Genomic DNA, 17,268 nt, shown 5'->3' on the forward strand with positions numbered 1-17,268 from the left:
TGTAGAGCACCCCGCAGCCACCGACGGGACGCTCACTCATCCATGAGGGACGTCAACCAGAATTCAGCCGAGGAATCGCCGTACGAGTGCTTCGATTGCGGGAACGTCGTATTCGCGGAGGACAACCCGGGGCAGTGCCCCGACTGCGCTGGCAACATGCGGAACCGACGGACACCTCTCGAATAATGCCATCGACATCGACCCACCACGACGAGACAGCCGACGACCCGAGCGAACCGGAGTCGGCGCTACAGACGGCGCGTCGACAGCTCCAGCACGCCGCCGACCATCTCGACATCGACCCGAGCGTCGTCGAGCGACTCAAACACCCCAAGAAAGTCCACGAAGTCACAGTTCCAATCGAGCGCGAGAACGGCGACGTAGAGGTCTACACTGGGTATCGCGCACAGCACGACAGCGTCCGTGGCCCATTCAAGGGTGGCCTCCGCTATCATCCCGAGGTGACACGCGAGGAATGCGTCGGGCTCGGGATGTGGATGACGTGGAAGTGCGCCGTGATGGACATCCCCTTCGGGGGCGCGAAAGGCGGCATCGCCGTCAACCCCAAGGACCTTACCGAAGACGAGAAAGAACAGCTGACGCGTCGCTTCACCGACGAAATCCGGTCCGTCATCGGCCCGACGACGGACATCCCGGCACCCGACATGGGGACGGATCCGCAGACGATGGCGTGGCTGATGGACGCCTACTCGATGCAGGAAGACGAAACGATTCCCGGCGTCGTCACCGGGAAACCCCCGATCGTCGGCGGGAGCAAGGGCCGCGATGCAGCGCCCGGGCGGAGCGTCGCGATCATCACTCGCGAAGCGATCGACTACTACGACAAGGACATCAAAGAGACCTCGGTCGCGGTCCAGGGTTTCGGGAGCGTCGGCTCGAATGCAGCTAAATTACTCGACAGCTGGGGCGCGAATGTCGTCGCAGTGAGTGACGTCAACGGCGGCGTCTACGACGCCAACGGTCTCGACACGCACGCGATTCCCTCCCACCACGAGGAGCCGGAGGCCGTGATGACCCACGAGGCGCCGGAGACGCTGACTAACGATGAGCTACTCGAACTGGATGTTGACGTGGTCATTCCGGCGGCAATCGGCAACGTCCTGACGGAAGCGAACGCCGACGATGTGATGGCCGACATCATCATCGAGGGTGCCAACGGACCGACGACGAGTACCGCGAGCGCGATTTTCGCCGAGCGTGATGTCCCCGTCATCCCGGATATCTTGGCCAACGCCGGCGGCGTCACCGTGAGCTACTTCGAGTGGCTTCAGGACATTAATCGTCGCGCGTGGTCGCTCGAACGCGTCAACGACGAACTGGAAACGGAGATGCTGGAAGCGTGGCAGGACGTTCGAAACGAATTCGAGACACGGGACGTGACGTGGCGCGACGCAGCGTACATCGTCGCGCTCTCGCGAATCGCGGAAGCCCACGAGACGCGCGGGCTCTGGCCCTAAATCACCCGGAGATTCGGTTACTCTCGGGGACGGCCTAACCGCTGGACGGTCGGGAGATGCCAATCGTACGTGACCGCGACCAATCGTGTTCCGACAGTCACCACTGCACACGCGACAGCAGCCGTGCTGCCATTTGCGCCGATCGTGCCGGTCAGCCAGTATGCCGCGCCACCGAGGACGGCACAACTCGCGTAGAAGTCCTCGAAGAGGATGAACGGGGCTCGGTCGAGCAGGATGTCCGCGAACGCACCGCCGCCGACGGCGTTGATTGTCGCAATCGCAACGACGCCGAACGCTGAGACGCCCACGTCGGTGGCGACGATAGCGCCCGTCGTAGCGAAGGCGGCGAGGCCGATCGCGTCCGCGACGAGCACGACTGGGTGAGTATCCGGGGACTCCAAGCCGACGCTCAGCGTGATCGCTAACCCGACGCCGAGTAGGCCCAGCGTGATCTCGATCGGGGACTGGAGAACTAATGGCACTCGCGTGACGAGCAAGTCTCGAGTCGCGCCACCGACAAACGCCATCGCTAACCCGACGATGGCGATTCCGAACACGTCGAACTCCTCGCGAATCGCCTTCGATGACCCGACGAGGGCGAACGCAACCAGCCCGATTGTATTCATCACCGCGAATGGGTCGCCGAAGAGAGCGGTAATAACGTCCTGACTCACTGCATTCCCTTATGATAGTGACTCTGTTGAGTGCTACGTATCAATCACGCTTTGTGGCGAACCTTTTCCAACTGTCCCGTCTACAGAATCGCGGCCCGACGGGTACTCCCAACCGCCCGTGAACCGCCTCGGGGTCAAGCCCGGCCGTTCAATCGACAGCACGAGAATGTGCAGTATATATTTTGGTTAGAAGAAGAAATATGTGTGCTTAGTCCGTTGGTCGAAGTATGACCGACGACACTCGTCGTGACGGCCCACCGTCATTCGACCGGCCATTCGAAGGCCAGGACACGAAACAGCGCGTGTACGGCGCGGTCCTCCATGCGCGGGAGCCGATGACAGCCGCCGAGATTGCCGAGCGTGCAGACTGCTCCGAAGAGTCTGCACGGACGCACCTGTCTTTCTACGCTGATCTCGGCATCGTCATCCACCACGACGGCCGTCCAGCGCGATACGAGCGCAACAACGACTACTTCGAGTGGCGGCGAATGAACGAACTGGCGAACGAACACACCGTCGACGAACTACAGGCTCGGGTTTCGGACCTCACCGACCAAATTGAGGCATACCGCGAGGAGTACGACGCTGACTCGCCCGCTGACGTTGATGTCCTCGACTACGACGCCGAGAACGTTGACGACGTGTATGCGGACCTCGGTGACTGGGCAACCGTGATTGAGGAACGACAATTGCACGAGCGCGCGCGCCAGAAGGCGACTAGCTCGACAGCGCCGTCGCACGGCTGACGATGGTGCCGGCCGACGACCCCGCGAGTCCCGCGCCACTAGACCGGGCGGTGTTAGAGCGGATACAGTCTCGATTCGCTGGCCGTCGGATGTTCGAATCAGTGGCCCTCGTCGAGGAGGGGAAGCTGTATCTCCGTGTCGAACTCGCCGATGATTACTACCCGGGCGATGCGTCTGCTCGATTTGAGATTCGGTGGTATCGCAACGACGATTTCACCGTCCACTATCAAGAAGAGCGCCAAGAGAGCGTGTGGAAGCGTCGCTGGGACCGCCACCCCAGCAGCCACAACGCACGCGATCACTTCCATCCGCCGCCGGATGCAAGTCGTGCCGACGCAGAGGACGCACAGTGGCCCCCAGACCATCGTGACGTCTGTCAGCTCGTCCTCGATTACGTCGAAGAGCGAATCGAGACACTGTGGGAACGAGAATAGACGAGTGGCCTCGGCCCTCTATCGGGGGAGAGTCGGGATGGTGAGTTCGTGGGCTGTCGCTGTAGGTCTGGCTGTGGTTCTTGATGACGCGTGGTGCCAACAACTGCAGGCGGTCACAAAATCTATGTTTATGTTGTTGTGAACTCCTTGTAAGGAAAATGGGTGAAGCGATAGAGCAATCCCGGGAGACTATATTCCACGGATACATCAGCTGGCAAGTCAGAGCAATCATCTGGACAGTTCAGGTCATTATTATCGGGGTCATCCTTCAATTCGCATTAGGCAGAATTGGTACTCTACTCACATTCCCGATATCTGCTCTGCTGTTGTTCCGCCAGTTCCACCACCACATCATTAACGAAACAACTGAATAAGTCCCCCAACTTCGCGGTTTGCACACCTACTGAGCGGCTGTTCCCCTACGAATTACCGGATTAAAATCTGCCTTGATGTCGTGATCGATTCGGTAAGTACAGACAAGACATTTATCTCCTCCTCCAGACGCCCAACCCATGAACCGTCGAGTGATTCTCTCCCTTTTCGCCCTACTAGTCGCGTTCTCACTTGTCGGTGCCCCCATCACGATGGCGGACTGGGGCGAGCAAGCTACCTTCTCGTCTGAGCGTATCGAGAAATCCGACATCCAGGGAGACACTCCGCTACTCCAGTACGACAGTCTCTCGAACTCCGCGCAAGATGCTGTTCGACGGACGATCGAATCGCCGGACGGACACTACACGGTCTTTGGGAACGAAGACCGGCCAGACCGATTCTTCTACAGTGACTACGCTGCGCCCGGCCAAGGCCTGTATGCGATTGCCTACGAAGGACAGTACTATCGCTTCACTACGTATGCGAGCGGCGGATTCCCCTTCGTGTACTGGCTCTACCAACTGCCGTTCATCATCTATGGGCTAATCCTCGGCGGGGTTTCGTATACGTCGTTGCAGGGTCGGACCACAGCTCGAACTGCGGCACTCACTGCTGTTCCCGGAATCGCGTTCCACCGCCTCGGGCCCGAATTTGACTTTCCACTGCTCACCCCCATGCAATTCGTCGGATTTGGAGTACTCGCCGTTATCCTCGTCCTGATAGGGCTGCTCTGGGCATCCCTGAGAGAGACGACCATCATGGCCCCAAACTAACAGCGTCCGGGGTGCTGACTACTCTGTAGCGGAACTCACCCCTTCGTATTGGAGGTTCGCACACTCACTTACGGGTTGTTTCACCGTACATAATACCTGATCAATAGGATTTCAACAGTAGCAAATTGGTCACTCCATGGCCAGGCGATCTATGCGACAAGTATTGATTTGTGATGTTCCCGAGACTGAGTCTGAAGCGATCACGGACGCCGTTTACTATCTCTACTCGTTCGTGTCGTCGCTGTCAGAAAGCCTATGGTCGATGGTCTGGCTGCTACTGGTATGGCGGAATGCCAGAACTGCGGCGGCCATGTCACGGAGGTCTACGTTCGTGTATTCACGCCGGATTCGGTCGACGAACCGCAGGTGTGTCTGAACTGTGAGGATATGACTCGTGGGCGTGAAGGCGTCCGTGAGAAACGAACGTAGCTCAATCGTGGTGAAGCGAGGGATCGTCGCATTGCCTGATGTACTATCCTGACGGAATTAGCGGATTGGCCAGCTCTACTGTCGGCACATCTCTGAGGATCCTGCCTATCGCTCAGGCGACCTGTTCCTCCAACGTATCCCGGTGTGCCCGAACAGTCGCCTTCGAGGCGTTGGCCACGTCCGCGGCCTCGGATTGCGTCAGCCATCGCCCCTCTTCACGACCGGCCTTGTAGAGGCAGGCCGCGGCGAACCCGGTCGGATGGACGCCCGTCGTGACGCCCCGCTCCTCGGCTTGCTCCGCGAGGGTTCGGGCACGCTGTCGGATCTCGTCCGGACACTCGAGGTCCGAGGCGAGGCGCGGCACGAACATGCTGGGGGAGACGGGCTCAGCGGGGAGGCACAGCTCTTCGTTCAGCGTTTTGTACGTGTCTCGTGACCCGTGACTCTGCGACGCGGGCCATCTCGCTGACGTCGTCCACTAACCGCGAGAGGCTGTTGCACCGGCAGGCCCCGTAGACGCTGGCCGCGACGATGGCCTCGATGGATCTGCCACGAAGCAGATCCTCGTTTTGGGCGCTCCGGAAGAGCTGACACGCCTGGTCGCGGACCGAATTGGAGAGTTCGAGGGCACTCGCCAACCGACGCACTTCGCCCAGGCCGTGGGCGAGATTCCGTTCCGCTTTCGACCGCCAGCGGCCACGGGTCTGCTCACGGCGCATCCGCGCGAGTCGCCGTCGCTTCTGCCCGGAGATCTCGTTCCCCTTCGCGTCGGTGCCGCGACCGATTTCCGTCGACAGGCCGCGATCGTGGCGGGCCGCAGTAAGTGGGGCGCCCGTTCGCTCGCGCTCCTCGTCGTCGTACGCCCGCCACTCCGGCCCGTGATCGATGCGCTGTTCGTCGATGACTAGCCCACAGTCCTCGCAGACCGTCTCGACCGCGTTCGTGGTGACCCGACCGTCGCATTCGGGACACTGGTTCGCACTCGATTCCGTTCGGACGTCTTCGTCGAAGCCCGTCTCGTAGATGTCTCTGGTTGCCATCGTTCTCACCGTCTTCAGGGAACCCGCCAGTACAGCGAGCCCCTCACCCATCGAGGGGGCAATAGAACCCTCCGAAATATGGGTTAGCCATCAGCGACTTTCAAGATGTGAGAGAGGGGAGTTTGTGATAATGGGCTGTACTGATGGAGTCGTTTGCGTTTCAGGTATCCCGCCGACCGTTCTCTGGGTAATACCTCTTCTTTCTATTGGGGTGATTCTCGGTCTCGGATATCGTTTGTACCAAGACCGGATCATCCTTCTGGACGGTGGTGCGGAATTTTCAATATCGCCTTGGTGGCGATGGCGACGAGGAACCCTCCGACGCATGTACCGTCAATTCAAGAGCGCCTTGTTGGTGGGGAAGATCTCGTCACACACCTTCCTCATTAAATCACTAATCGCGCTTGGACTGATTGCTGTACTCGTAATATCGATGCGCAAATCGTCATCTCCATCGTCACCTACCGGACTTGACCAGCAAATTCTCGTCGCCGCCACGGTGTTCTATGCGACAATGATTTACTTTGAAGGACGGTTCGAATATGCTGCTCTCCGACCTGAGGACGTGAATGTCACTCTCTTCAAAGAGGAGGAGGCTATGCCCACCACAAACACGTCACTCGTAGTATCCAATAGTGGTGAAGTCACGGCAACCGACATTACGGCTGAAATGAAGATTATTGATCTCGCCAGAAATACAAGCACGTTCACTCATGTTGCTTACACTCATCCAGCAGCCGACACGGATGCCGAAGCAAGTGACCCATTAGAAAGTGGAAGGCGACGAGAGATTACGTTCCTATTCAATTCTCCAAAGAACGAGTTTGAACGTACTAAAATGGAGGACGAGTACGGAATTGACCCATGGGTTCAAATTGAGATCGACTCGCCAGACCAGCGAACGAGCACTTGGGTCTACAGATCCCTGAAGGACGTGGATCCAGTAGATGTGGAGAGAGTAGTGGAGGGTGCCAAGGCAACGGCTGAATTATATCGCGTACAACGGGACAAGGTTTTAGACGATGAAAATGCCGGGATCGTCGGCTTTGAAGAGGTCAAAGATGACGATGAGGATGTCCCTCCACGGGGAATCCGTTGAGATATTAGCCCCTGTGATCTCGAACTATGTCCTCCAAATTGTTATCTCCTGTATCTCTATCTTCAAGCAACAGAGGCAAGTTGCGAGTTCCGTCTCCCTTAGCCAACTCCAACAGTGACGTGCCAGATCTGAACTTCGATTGACAGACATCCGGCCTTCAATTCCTGTTACGTAAAGGCTCGATAGATGTCCTCGACGGTAGGCTCATCAACCACAGCGTCGGTGACTTCACCACCATTTGCTTCCAGTGCCCGAACGACATCCAAATGAGAGTTGTCGCTGTCGTACGTGAGCGTGGCTTCACCGTCCGAAGTAGAGACCACCTCCGCGAAGGAGATGTTTGAAGCGGCCTCCGCCACCTTCTGCTGTCCCCCGTCGATACTGACGTGTATCTTACTACGGAGACCTGCCTCTCGTTGCAGGTCCCCAGGTTCTCCTCGAGTGAGGAGCTGCCCCTCAGAGAGGATTCCGATGTGGTCGCAAAGAACCTGAACCTCGCCGAGAATGTGGCTGGAGAAGAGGATCGTTGTCCCCCGCTCTCGTTCCTGTTCGACGACTTCACGCACGATCTGTGAGCCATCCGGGTCGAGGCCGGCGAACGGTTCGTCAAGTATCAACACTGCTGGGTTCCCAATAAGCGCAGTCGCCAGCCCCAACCGCTGGGTCATTCCCTTTGAATATCCGCTTGCTTGACGGTCCTTTGCTTCCGTAAGGCCCACTCGGGCGAGCGCATCATCAGCATCGACAGTTGCGCCACGGAGTTCGGCAACGTGTTTCAGGTGGTCTCGTCCAGTTAGTGTGGGGTACGGTGTGAACCCCTCCGGAAGGACTCCAGTTTGGGACCGAACGGAAACGGGGTCTGATTCGGGGTTGATCCCTGCGACTGTTGCCTCTCCTCTGGTCGGCTGGATGAGGCCCATCAGCATCCCAATCGTTGTCGACTTTCCGCTGCCGTTCGGCCCTAAAAACCCAAACACACTTCCTTCCTCAACGGCGAGGTTCAGGTTGTCTACCGCCAGCGTATTGCTGTATTGCTTTTCGAGGTTCGTGGTTGTAATAACGTCTGTCATAGTTGCTGGAGGTCGGATCTCTTGAACACAGCATACCCTACTGCGAACACGACCAGCGAGATGCTGACCAGCGTTACCACGCTGGCCATCGGGTGTAGATACAGTGGGACCCCTGAGTCACCGAACAACGGACCGAGGGGTGTTACGCCAAGGGATACGCTATCCGGGCGTAGGTTAAACACGATGAGTAGGGAGAGCGCGTCAGCGTTGGGGAGGCCTAATGCCCAGTTCGAGAATGCGTAGTACGCGTTGGTAGGTGGGAGCCGACTAACGAGGGCTAAGAGACCAAGTGGGGCATCAGGTTGTGTACTAGCCAGGACAGTGCCGTCCGTTCCAGCGGGAGAGCCACCACTGGCGGACCCGTAGAGTAGCTTCAACGGGGCTGCGACGATAGATTCGTAGAAGAGGAACGAGGTAGCCCCCCCGACAAACGCGACGCTCGCGGGGACAATAGCTCGCTGAAAGAGCGCAGAGAGGCCAATCATCCCAATCGTGAGTGCTCCAGCGTACACCCCACTAAGAATTTCAAAGCCCAGCGTCCGCGGAATCGGCGGGCGGAAACCTGAAACTGTCCCGTAGAGATATCCGACGAACACGACAGCGGAGATCGCGAGTAGTAGAGCCGCGGTTTGACCAAGCGCTTTGCCCACCAGCACGTCGAGACGCGATACCGGCTGTAGCACTGTCGTCTGGAGCTGGCCGGCCCCTCGAGCGCCAGCAATGGCGCGAGCCCCAAAGAAGATACACGCGAAGGGGATGCAGATAGCAATTCCCCGCTGGAACGAGGCGATGTATCGGAGATTGCCGAGGTACTGCATAGCTGTCTGCGTTGTTGTGACGTTTACTATCCCATCCAGTAGAATTGGTAGACTAAGGAGCCAGAGCACCCGGCTTCGCACAATTCTATTGAAATGATACTCCGCAACCGCTGTTACGTTCTGTGGCATATAGTTACTCTGTCTTGTATCTTCTCTGAGGAAAATGTTTCTGAGGCCGTAGGGCCGTTTAGACGGCTATAGCGGTGCGTTAGAGAGGAGAGTCTCGCCGTTGCCCAACGCGTCTCCACTGACATCTACCTCAGATGTGACGGTCTTACCGGCGCCCCGGAGTCTGAACTGGGCCTTTGCGCGCTGGATGAACGAAGCTGGGTCGCGTACTTTCTCGTCCACTTCCTTGCTTCCACTCACGTACGCCGCGAGCAGACCGCTGGCATTAGGGTCGAGAGTGGAGTTCACGCCTTGGTAGTCGCTGTTGTTGTAGGACCAGTCGATTCGGTGGGTGAAGGTGTACTCCGTTGTCGTCCCACCGACGCTCCCAGTAGCGGTAGCCTCGTAGTCTTCGGGTATGTAGGCGTCCGGAGTCGCCTTGATCTCAGAGGTCGATGGCATGGCGTTGGTCGTTCCCTCCTCGATACTCCAGGTGACATCCGTCATGACGCCTACGACTGCGTCCGTTCGTGCCTCGTTCAGTTCCCGTAGGTGCTTGGGCGGGTTGTCCTGCGCGTCAACCCATTCGAGATACTCAATGACTGCATCTCGATTCGAGGGGTCGAACGATGCTGAACTGCCGCTTTCCGCGGCCGTTGCACCTGGGACTGCGACGGCGGTTGCTAGTGCTGCACCAGAGGCTTTGAGGAACCTTCGGCGGTTCTGCGATGTTGAGTTGCTATTTTTGCGGTCCATGACTTCATTGATTACTAAGACCATTATCGCATTAGCCTATGCATTAACAATATACCGATTTGTGGGGAGATATCACCGCTCAAATCTTTTGGATTATATGCTAGTTTTCATAATGTGCGTAAGTTATTATTACAAGCTATAGGAAAAGGATATGATGAACTCCCAACTTTTGAGGGGTCGTCATTTCACGGGATTTTTGCAATCCATGGAGTGATGATAAGACAACCATATTCTCCGGTGCGACTCATAGCAAACAAAGATACCGGCCGCGGACGGGATTCGGTTCGGCGCACCTTCCTCAAAGGTGCGGCTGCAACTACGTTCAGCATTGCTGGGCTTTCCGTGACGAGTGGCGGTGCCGCAGAAGCAAGTGCGTCGCAGCCGATCGAACTCCCAGCTATAATTGCGACGTTGGTATACCTCTCAAGCCAACAGAGCCATAGAACCTGAGTACCCCACCAAGTAACGATAATCCGGAGGGACTTACGGAAGTATGAGGAGAAAGCCTCGTGCTTTAGCGCGGGGATGAATCCGACACCTCTCCCCAAATACCGTCCGAACTACCCAAACCGATGTTTTAAGTAACTCATCACCCTACTAACAGCCAACCGAGGCGGCCTGCCCGCCCGCTTAATCGGACAGTATCGGGATTCCCTGATTCCAAGTGGAAGACACCCTCTTCCGTACCGGAACTCGGGGTGTAAGCACTAAGAAGTATCTCCGAATCCCATGCCGGGATAGGAGTAACGGCTGGTTGGCACAGCCAGTAGCTGTCCTTCGGGGTGGCTACAAACCTTAAACATCCCAACCCAGCGGTGCGGTACCGTGGGAATCCTCGCCCTTTCAGGGCGGGGAGGATGTCAATGGGGAAATCAGTCGGACAACAGCTTCACAGTTCTCCCACAGGCGTACCCTACTGTCCCTACGATTGCCCCGCCTGCGACTGACCCAAGCAGAATATAGGCTACCCAGACACCTAACTGTGGGCCGATGAACCCGCGAAAGACGACAGCCATCTGGTGCCCAATCATACCCAGATACCCTGCTGTCGCAATAGTCCAGCCCGCTTGGATTGGGGATTGCTTGTAACTGGCCCATGCCACTACAAATATCAGCAGAACCGATACTACGGACAGAGCTTCGGTTATGCTGACTGTCTGAGTGAAGCCGAGAGCTTGCCGAAGAACCCAACCAATCGTGGCGACAGTGAACACAGCACTCGAGAGGTACGCAAGGTTGACGCCCTGTGAGTCACCACGACGTCTGGGTGGTCCAGCCAGCCTTGTAGATGCCCTCACATAGGCGTGAACGGCGAGCGTAGTGGCGAAAAGGAGGGCCCCAAGAAACGCAGCGAGCACGTATGCTGGTGCCTCTGAGCCACCACCAGTAAGATTGGATACGGACGGAAGTCTGTGCGTGAGCACGGTGTGTACGATTACACTAACCCCCACCAGCACAGTACTGACCGTTGCGAAGTTCTTGATGAACCCAAACAAGCTCTGCTGCCGGTCATCAGTACCAATGAATACGACGTGAGGGTTGTCGCCAGGCGCATAGACCGTCATCTCCTTTCCTCGGTCCGAATACCTGGTCCCGGCAACCTGGATCAAATCGGCGTCGCCGAGTCTGTCTAAATGGTGGGTGACGTTCTCTACGGAGACATCAACTTGATTTGCCACCTCAGATGGCGTTGAAGGCTCTCGATGAATTTGGTTGAGAATCGCTCTCGCACCCTCGCTTGCAAGAACGCTAAAGATCTCGTCCGCTTGCTCCCCGACCAACCCGTGTACTCGAACGGCTCCTCCTTGAGAGGAGTCGAAATCAAACACATCGGGGGGCAATAGCGACATCAGTATATTGGTGGCGTGGTTCTCGTTTACTTTTTTCGGTGCGTTGTCATTCTCACCATCCGTATCCGTACTCCTGGTTGATATGGTAGGCCCCGGTCCCGAATGCGTACCGGCCCCCGAGGTTGTACGGGCTAGTGACGCCCCCACACATCGCGACGGCGAGGACCTTATCGTCCTGATGGTGGCGGTAAGCAACGGCCCCACTATCGCCGTCCTCTAGAGTAGACGAGCTTCCCCACCGGACCTGTTCGTGTCTTGTCGTCGACCCATCGAACACGTTGGTCCCAACGCCTCGAACCTCCCCACTAGTTTCACAGGTTCCGACGCCCTGCTTCGTGATCGACTTGTTGTCGGCAGCGAGTGCTTGCACGCCAGACTTCGTGTAATTGCCCCATATTTTGTAGTTCGTTCCATAGAGTTCCCGAGTGGGAGTATGGCCATTCGCTGGCTCACAAGCGACGAAATCATCAGTTGAATCGCCGTCGGTTACCTTGCCGATGGTATTCCCGTCACTTTGGGAGAGTTCTGCCGAGTCATCAACGGGACTTGAGCCGAAGATGTGCCAGCAAGTCGCGAAGTACATCGTCCCGTCCTTCACGAGAGGAGAGCTAAGCGTTCCAGGACTACTGCCACTACACTCAACCCCTCCGGGAGGCGTAGAACCGTAGTCCCCAGTGCCGCAAGCGGACTGAATTGACGGGGTAATCGAAGGATCCGACGTCTCTTCGACTTTCTTCTTTTCAACTGGGACGCCCCCGATGGAGTCCGGAAGTGAACGCTCGTCTCCGGGACTGATCGAGTCTCTACTAGACGAACCACTCTCCTTGACCTCTACTTCGATTGAAGGCTCGGCGTTGTCGAAGGTGTCCGGGTTGACAAGGGTAGCTACCACATCGTCACGCTGGTAGAACTTCTCCCGGTCGTGAACCTCAGTCGCGTGAGTAACGGCTTCGTGCCAGTCCTTGGGGACATCTTTTTCCACCACTTCGTACTCTGCGTCTGCCCCACTCTCCATCGGAACCCGGGCTTCCGTGATTGTGACTTCCTCGTCAGTTGCTGCACTGACGTGGCCCGCACCGAATGCTATACTGCTCCCGATTGCAACTGTCTTCAGAAATGTTCGCCGACCGGAGCGCGTGCTTTTCCCTTTCTCTACCTTATCTTCACTTCTGTCATCGGACATGACTCACTGATCTGTAATTCACCAACCTCAGCCCATGGACCGATTAATTAGAAGGAAGCGAGTCCCTCTCTACAAATAAAAATTCTATCATAGTTGAGGGGCTCTCCGATAGTGGGCTAGTAATCAGTCATAAAACTATCGCTAGCCAAAATCGAATTTCGGTGTGGCAATAAATCAATAGGACCGAGTATTAGTTGTTTAACATGAAATTGGGCTCGGAACTTCCGTCGCTAGAGGTCATCGTGTCCCGGTATGAGATACTTGAACAGGTGGATATGGGAGTAGTAGAGAAGAGAAAAATGAATGATAACTTGGAGGCCTCACGGACCACGATAGACAGGTCGGTGCGAGAATTGGAGGCAGCCAATGTCCTAGAGCGGCGCAACGGCAGCTGTGAGTTCACCAGATATGGGAGAATCGTGTATGAAGAGTTCCGCGAGACCGTCAAGGCGGCAGAGAAGGTTAAGCCAGCGTCTGAACTCCTAGCTATGCTACCGCCCAATTCGCCAATTGGGGCGACTATCGCAAACGCTGATGCAGTTGAGATGGCCCCTGAGCGTGCTCCAGTTACGGCTCTAGAGGATTTGGGGATCCCACCGGACTGCAATACCATTCGTGCCTCGCTCCCCGTCGTCTTCTCCCAACAACTCCAAGCGATTCGTGATTATGCTAAGGGGGGTACAACTCTTGAAATTCTCACGCATCCAGATTTAGTGAGCCTAATTCAGCGAAGGTATCCCGAAGTTTGCGAGTTACTCGACAGAAGTAGTAGTGGTATTCATTCCGCTTCAGAACTCCCAGAGTTCGGGCTCATCGTATACGGCTCCGAGGAAGTCCGCGTGTGCGTGTACGAGGGAATGAGCCAACTGTCGGGAGTGTTGCAGAATCAAGATGCTGACGCGGTCAGCGAGGCCATCTCGATTTTCGAGGAAAACAAGCGAGTTGCTGAACCCGCGTTTGAAGTTGAGGCATAGTAGCTGGCTTTCCCATTGGCTTTCTGTGTATCGGGGAGGAAGCCACAACAAACAGGGGTAGTAACTAGCGCGGTGTTGAGGGAAGTAGCCACCACACGCAAGATAAGTTCGTCAAGGAGCGTCCGGTACGTCGTATTCTTCCGAACCTTGAGACAGAGGAGGACGATGTGTTGATGAAGTGTGTACCGCCATTTCGAGAACTTCGAGGAGGAATGAGCGACAGCTCGCTGAGCCAATTGCATCGCTTGCTCAACGAACCGGAGTAACTGCGACTTCGGCAGGGCATCCATCCGATCAGACTACCGGGCGAACCTGTAACTCTCTAAGGATTTCAACAGAGCCGATATCGACTATGAATTTGGTTTGAAGAAGAATCTAAGCAGTTTTTCTCGCAGGATTCGCATTCTGAGCGACTAGCAAAAAGAGAATTGGGGTGATAACCGCTAAGACTGCAAATATATTCACTGCAAATGGGGCTAGGAACCCTGCGATAATGGCAAAGAATCCGAAAATGAAAACGGAGACGACAGCAAGTATTTGGAAATTTCGGCGGGGGTTGTAGCCGCAATGAGGGCACTCCTTTGCGTCAACACTAATCGGTTCGTAACATTCTCGGCACGTTACCCGAATGTCAGAACTTGAATTAGCCATTATGTGTGGATTGGCGTCAGTGACCTAAAATCCACCACATAACTGAGAACCAACACATCGGAATATTCCACTTGATATAAAGTCAGTAAGGTATAAATATTGTTTTCCCTTAGTGAGTCATTGAGATGACATTCCTTAGTAACCAGAGTTATCGAAAGCAGATAATCGGAGCTCCAATCATTGTTGCTGGCTGTTATATCCTAGCCAGGCTTTTTGAACTTGATTTAACTGGTTTCCTGCTGCTATCCTTAGTTTCCATAATTGTATACTTTGCCGCCTTTCGAATGAATAGGGGATAATATTTTTTCGAGTTAACCGGTATGGATTTCTGAGATTGTTTGTTCAGCCCATTTTTAGCTGAGGTACTGGAAGATATAATTGCTGCTTGAGGAATCCTCGATTGCGGCGAGAAGCCGATCCAAACTGTAGAAGAATCGAATATGAAAATATAAACTCTTGAATTAAATAAATCACTTATGTAATTAATACCATAAATATGGCACTGTCTAGTTGAGTTAGTTTGAGAAGTGAGCAGATCGTTGAGTTAATCGACCAAGATGCTCGCAGACCTGCTCAGCGAGAGCTATGAACCGGATTTAGAAGAAACTTGGGAGAACGAGCGGACGGCGACGCCCGTCAGGACGTTCGCCGTCCGTCTCCACCAAACCGGTTGTTCACTCAGAGAAACAACAACGATCTTAGCGGAATTAGGCGTTCAACGCTCTCATGGCGCGGTTTAAACTGGGTACATCGGCTATCTGACAGCGGACGCGACCCGCCTGAGGCGCAGCCGAAGCGGGTCGCCGTCGACGAGACTGCTGTCAAGATTAACGGTGAGTGGTCTTGGTTGTATGCTGCAATAGACATCGACACGAAGCTAATTCTCGATGTCGCGTTGTTCGGACGACATGGCACTGATCCGGCGGCTGCGTTCCTCGCTGGACTCCGTGAGAAACACGATCTCTCAGAGGCGGAGTTTCTCGTCGATCAATTCGGCTATCAAACTGCCCTTGCCCGATTAGGATTGAGCGGTCGGGTCAACTATACCGACCGAAGCCTCATCGAAAAGTGGTTTCACACGCTCAAAATGCGGGTCGACCGCTTCCATAACTCGTGGGTGGACAGTCGGTCCAGCGTTCGAGAGTGGCTTGAACAGTTTATGCATTACTACAACCGCCACAGACCTCATCAAGCTCTCGATGGAAAAACGCCGGTTGAGAACCTCAGAACTAGACAGTCCCATTAGAATTGTAGCCCCCATCAAGTTGATAACTGCCAAGCAATTAGACCAACCACGCCTAGTATCGTGAATATGACTGCTCCAAAACCGCGAACGTAAGGGCCTATTCTTAGAAAGCCCATCGCTGCAGCAATAAATGCGAGTATTGCGGACCCAAGGTATATTCTTGAAGTCATGTATGGAAATTGTGTCGGGATATTTATAAAATTGTGCCTTGGTTGCCTTTCTTATTCTATTATATTAGAATACGATATCCCACCCCTCTTCAGCGAGGCTTCCGACTCCATCTGCGAGCTGATCGGCGATGTCGTTTGCGGTGCTCCAAGCATCATCGGCCGTGTTCTCGAGATCATCAACCAAGTCGTCATCAAATAGAGTGCCTTCGCACATAGGAACCATGAATACTGTAGGATTTGTCTCATACGAGACAAATACTCTGTATCTCGCACACCGGCTATATCAGTTTCACAGGGTTTCAACGGAGCCTAATATATGAGTCTGAAGGCCTAATTGATTGAAATTCTTATGTGTGCGGGCGACGGGATTCCTCTTGCTCTGAACCCTCTTCTAATACCGACCAGAGCTTGGAAGCACTACTGAATAGAATAGGCGTGTTTTCAATTACTGGTAAAGGTAGGATATGGTTGAGGCTGGACGAGCGAGTATCTAGAATCGGAGTTAGGGTGCAGCAGTGGCCGTGTCGCCAGTCTCTGGATCGAACGGGAGATTGATGACGAGTTCGTCGAACCAGACGACTGGGCGCTTCCGCTGGCCGTCTTCCTCGAAGAAGATGATGCCCAGTTGGGCGAGGCGGCTAAGTTCCTCGTGGACGTTCTTCACGTCCCGGTCAACGACCCGAGCGGCTTCGTTGATGCTGTCTGGTTGTTCCTGCCGGATTGCTTCGATGAGATCGAGGACACGCGGCGTCAGGGTCTCCATCAAGTCGTCGTAGCTGGTGAACGAGAGCGTCGGCGTAGAGTCCACCGTGTCCCCCTGTTCGAGAGCCGTGATGTTGTCGGTAACATCGTCGTGGAACTCGCTGGACGGTGTCACGGTCACAACAAGGGTTGATTCGGCAAGGAGCTGTTCGCGCTCCATCGGGTGCAGCGGCGGCGTGGAATCATTCATTGGTATCACCGTTGTCTGATGGCCTCATTTGACCTCGAACTCGGATTTCGGAATCTCGCTCCAGAATTGTTCCCAGAGCTCGACCATTCCAGGGAACTCGATGATGTCTGGGTTAGGGTCTGGTGCAACGTGTAGTTCGTGTCCTTTCGTGTCTTCGTGCGAGTTGTCGTACCGGCGAATCGTTCCATCGTCAAGCGTGCGGGCCGGGTCCGGCTCTGTCGCGCCGTAGTGGAGTTTGTAGGCCTACCCGGACGGGTATGCGTCGCGGTCGGTCTGCATGCAGAACACACGGACCACGGTCTCGTCTGGGTACTTCCGCGCCTTGTTCACGCCGTCCAAGTCGTCGCCGGTCAGTGAGGCCATCCTCAACTATTGGTACACAGACCAATCTAATAACTCTATTGGTCCACAAACCAATAGACTGAAAACTGGCAAGCTAGAACCG

The 17,268-nt window shown here is 55.3% G+C and carries 16 protein-coding genes and 4 pseudogenes; 9 read left to right on the forward strand and 11 right to left on the reverse strand.

Features of this window, described 5'->3' with window-relative positions; genetic code table 11:
• Positions 1-42 precede the first annotated feature (42 nt).
• Together HHUB_RS16765 and gdhB are read left to right on the forward strand one after the other, a co-directional pair.
• Positions 43-186: a rubrerythrin-like domain-containing protein gene (locus tag HHUB_RS16765; protein WP_143416444.1), complete on the forward strand. Its 144-nt coding sequence runs from the start codon at positions 43-45 to the stop codon at positions 184-186.
• A complete protein-coding gene (gene gdhB / locus HHUB_RS14105) occupies positions 186-1,478 on the forward strand; it encodes a glutamate dehydrogenase GdhB (protein WP_059058621.1) in 1,293 nt (430 codons plus the stop codon). The genes HHUB_RS16765 and gdhB overlap by 1 nt, the downstream gene beginning before the upstream one ends.
• A gap of 17 nt (positions 1,479-1,495) precedes the next feature.
• Here gdhB and HHUB_RS14110 read toward each other — a convergent pair whose 3' ends face one another.
• On the reverse strand, positions 1,496-2,152 hold the full coding sequence (locus HHUB_RS14110) for a trimeric intracellular cation channel family protein (protein ID WP_059058623.1): 657 nt from the start codon (positions 2,150-2,152) through the stop codon (positions 1,496-1,498).
• 227 nt (positions 2,153-2,379) lie between these two features.
• On the opposite strand from HHUB_RS14110, the gene HHUB_RS14115 reads away from it, so the two are divergent.
• The 4 genes from HHUB_RS14115 to HHUB_RS17680 all read left to right on the forward strand — a co-directional run bounded on the left by HHUB_RS14115 (position 2,380) and on the right by HHUB_RS17680 (position 4,906).
• The gene (locus HHUB_RS14115; RefSeq protein ID WP_059058625.1) at positions 2,380-2,898 is read left to right on the forward strand and encodes a DUF7342 family protein; all 519 of its coding nucleotides are present in this window, start codon (positions 2,380-2,382) and stop codon (positions 2,896-2,898) included.
• Between the two features lie 89 nt (positions 2,899-2,987).
• On the forward strand, positions 2,988-3,332 hold the full coding sequence (locus HHUB_RS17390) for a hypothetical protein (protein ID WP_238324081.1): 345 nt from the start codon (positions 2,988-2,990) through the stop codon (positions 3,330-3,332).
• A gap of 512 nt (positions 3,333-3,844) precedes the next feature.
• Complete coding sequence (locus HHUB_RS14130; RefSeq protein WP_059058629.1) at positions 3,845-4,477, forward strand: hypothetical protein; 633 nt, start codon at positions 3,845-3,847, stop codon at positions 4,475-4,477.
• Positions 4,478-4,759: 282 nt separating this feature from the next.
• Complete coding sequence (locus tag HHUB_RS17680; protein WP_449271433.1) at positions 4,760-4,906, forward strand: DUF7563 family protein; 147 nt, start codon at positions 4,760-4,762, stop codon at positions 4,904-4,906.
• A 112-nt stretch (positions 4,907-5,018) separates the two neighbouring features.
• Here HHUB_RS17680 and HHUB_RS14140 read toward each other — a convergent pair.
• Positions 5,019-5,946, reverse strand: a pseudogene (locus HHUB_RS14140) (transcription initiation factor IIB).
• A gap of 325 nt (positions 5,947-6,271) precedes the next feature.
• On the opposite strand from HHUB_RS14140, the gene HHUB_RS16770 reads away from it, so the two are divergent.
• Entirely contained in the window at positions 6,272-7,045 is a 774-nt protein-coding gene (locus tag HHUB_RS16770; protein ID WP_143416445.1) for a hypothetical protein, read from the forward strand.
• 167 nt (positions 7,046-7,212) lie between these two features.
• Here the strand turns inward: HHUB_RS16770 and HHUB_RS14150 are convergent, their stop codons facing one another.
• The 5 genes from HHUB_RS14150 to HHUB_RS16780 form a co-directional block, all read right to left on the reverse strand.
• Complete coding sequence (locus HHUB_RS14150) at positions 7,213-8,115, reverse strand: ABC transporter ATP-binding protein (protein WP_059058638.1); 903 nt, start codon at positions 8,113-8,115, stop codon at positions 7,213-7,215.
• Positions 8,112-9,062, reverse strand: coding sequence for an ABC transporter permease subunit (locus HHUB_RS14155; RefSeq protein WP_059058639.1), 951 nt, complete (start codon positions 9,060-9,062; stop codon positions 8,112-8,114). The genes HHUB_RS14150 and HHUB_RS14155 overlap by 4 nt, the downstream gene beginning before the upstream one ends.
• Before the next feature lie 66 nt (positions 9,063-9,128).
• A complete protein-coding gene (locus tag HHUB_RS16775) occupies positions 9,129-9,821 on the reverse strand; it encodes a twin-arginine translocation signal domain-containing protein (RefSeq protein ID WP_089649858.1) in 693 nt (230 codons plus the stop codon).
• Positions 9,822-10,669: 848 nt separating this feature from the next.
• Positions 10,670-11,626, reverse strand: coding sequence for an ArsR/SmtB family transcription factor (locus HHUB_RS16180; protein WP_169793425.1), 957 nt, complete (start codon positions 11,624-11,626; stop codon positions 10,670-10,672).
• 73 nt (positions 11,627-11,699) lie between these two features.
• Entirely contained in the window at positions 11,700-12,830 is a 1,131-nt protein-coding gene (locus tag HHUB_RS16780) for a hypothetical protein (protein ID WP_143416446.1), read from the reverse strand.
• Positions 12,831-13,033: 203 nt separating this feature from the next.
• Here HHUB_RS16780 and HHUB_RS16785 point away from each other — a divergent pair, with 203 nt between their 5' ends.
• Positions 13,034-13,804 (forward strand): transcriptional regulator FilR1 domain-containing protein, encoded by a 771-nt coding sequence (locus tag HHUB_RS16785; RefSeq protein ID WP_089649860.1) that lies wholly within the window; start codon positions 13,034-13,036, stop codon positions 13,802-13,804.
• Positions 13,805-13,905: 101 nt separating this feature from the next.
• On the opposite strand, the pseudogene HHUB_RS16185 reads toward HHUB_RS16785, so the two are convergent.
• A pseudogene (locus tag HHUB_RS16185) lies at positions 13,906-14,094 on the reverse strand (IS5/IS1182 family transposase); the annotation flags it as partial.
• Positions 14,095-14,179: 85 nt separating this feature from the next.
• Positions 14,180-14,455 (reverse strand): zinc ribbon domain-containing protein, encoded by a 276-nt coding sequence (locus HHUB_RS17645; protein WP_143416447.1) that lies wholly within the window; start codon positions 14,453-14,455, stop codon positions 14,180-14,182.
• 557 nt (positions 14,456-15,012) lie between these two features.
• Between HHUB_RS17645 and HHUB_RS16190 the strand changes: the two are divergent.
• Positions 15,013-15,701, forward strand: a pseudogene (locus HHUB_RS16190) (IS6 family transposase).
• A gap of 672 nt (positions 15,702-16,373) precedes the next feature.
• Here HHUB_RS16190 and HHUB_RS14170 read toward each other — a convergent pair.
• Together HHUB_RS14170 and HHUB_RS14175 are read right to left on the reverse strand one after the other, a co-directional pair.
• A complete protein-coding gene (locus HHUB_RS14170) occupies positions 16,374-16,823 on the reverse strand; it encodes an HVO_A0114 family putative DNA-binding protein (RefSeq protein ID WP_082687279.1) in 450 nt (149 codons plus the stop codon).
• A gap of 24 nt (positions 16,824-16,847) precedes the next feature.
• Positions 16,848-17,186, reverse strand: a pseudogene (locus HHUB_RS14175) (toxin-antitoxin system TumE family protein).
• Between the last annotated feature and the right edge of the window lie 82 nt (positions 17,187-17,268).

Origin of the sequence: Halobacterium hubeiense (assembly GCF_001488575.1) — an archaeon.
GTDB lineage: Archaea > Halobacteriota > Halobacteria > Halobacteriales > Halobacteriaceae > Halobacterium > Halobacterium hubeiense.

What these genes read in the sequence shown, in the direction of transcription:
- HHUB_RS17645 (WP_143416447.1), bottom strand. Translation starts at nt 14,455, where the DNA reads ATGGCTAATTCAAGTTCTGACATTCGGGTAACGTGCCGAGAATGTTAC.
- HHUB_RS16770 (WP_143416445.1), top strand. Translation starts at nt 6,272, where the DNA reads ATGTACCGTCAATTCAAGAGCGCCTTGTTGGTGGGGAAGATCTCGTCA.
- HHUB_RS16775 (WP_089649858.1), bottom strand. Translation starts at nt 9,821, where the DNA reads ATGGTCTTAGTAATCAATGAAGTCATGGACCGCAAAAATAGCAACTCA.
- HHUB_RS14150 (WP_059058638.1), bottom strand. Translation starts at nt 8,115, where the DNA reads ATGACAGACGTTATTACAACCACGAACCTCGAAAAGCAATACAGCAAT.
- HHUB_RS17680 (WP_449271433.1), top strand. Translation starts at nt 4,760, where the DNA reads ATGGCGGAATGCCAGAACTGCGGCGGCCATGTCACGGAGGTCTACGTT.
- HHUB_RS16765 (WP_143416444.1), top strand. Translation starts at nt 43, where the DNA reads ATGAGGGACGTCAACCAGAATTCAGCCGAGGAATCGCCGTACGAGTGC.
- HHUB_RS14170 (WP_082687279.1), bottom strand. Translation starts at nt 16,823, where the DNA reads ATGAATGATTCCACGCCGCCGCTGCACCCGATGGAGCGCGAACAGCTC.
- gdhB (WP_059058621.1), top strand. Translation starts at nt 186, where the DNA reads ATGCCATCGACATCGACCCACCACGACGAGACAGCCGACGACCCGAGC.
- HHUB_RS16785 (WP_089649860.1), top strand. Translation starts at nt 13,034, where the DNA reads ATGAAATTGGGCTCGGAACTTCCGTCGCTAGAGGTCATCGTGTCCCGG.
- HHUB_RS14130 (WP_059058629.1), top strand. Translation starts at nt 3,845, where the DNA reads ATGAACCGTCGAGTGATTCTCTCCCTTTTCGCCCTACTAGTCGCGTTC.
- HHUB_RS17390 (WP_238324081.1), top strand. Translation starts at nt 2,988, where the DNA reads ATGTTCGAATCAGTGGCCCTCGTCGAGGAGGGGAAGCTGTATCTCCGT.
- HHUB_RS14115 (WP_059058625.1), top strand. Translation starts at nt 2,380, where the DNA reads ATGACCGACGACACTCGTCGTGACGGCCCACCGTCATTCGACCGGCCA.
- HHUB_RS14155 (WP_059058639.1), bottom strand. Translation starts at nt 9,062, where the DNA reads ATGCCACAGAACGTAACAGCGGTTGCGGAGTATCATTTCAATAGAATT.
- HHUB_RS16780 (WP_143416446.1), bottom strand. Translation starts at nt 12,830, where the DNA reads ATGTCCGATGACAGAAGTGAAGATAAGGTAGAGAAAGGGAAAAGCACG.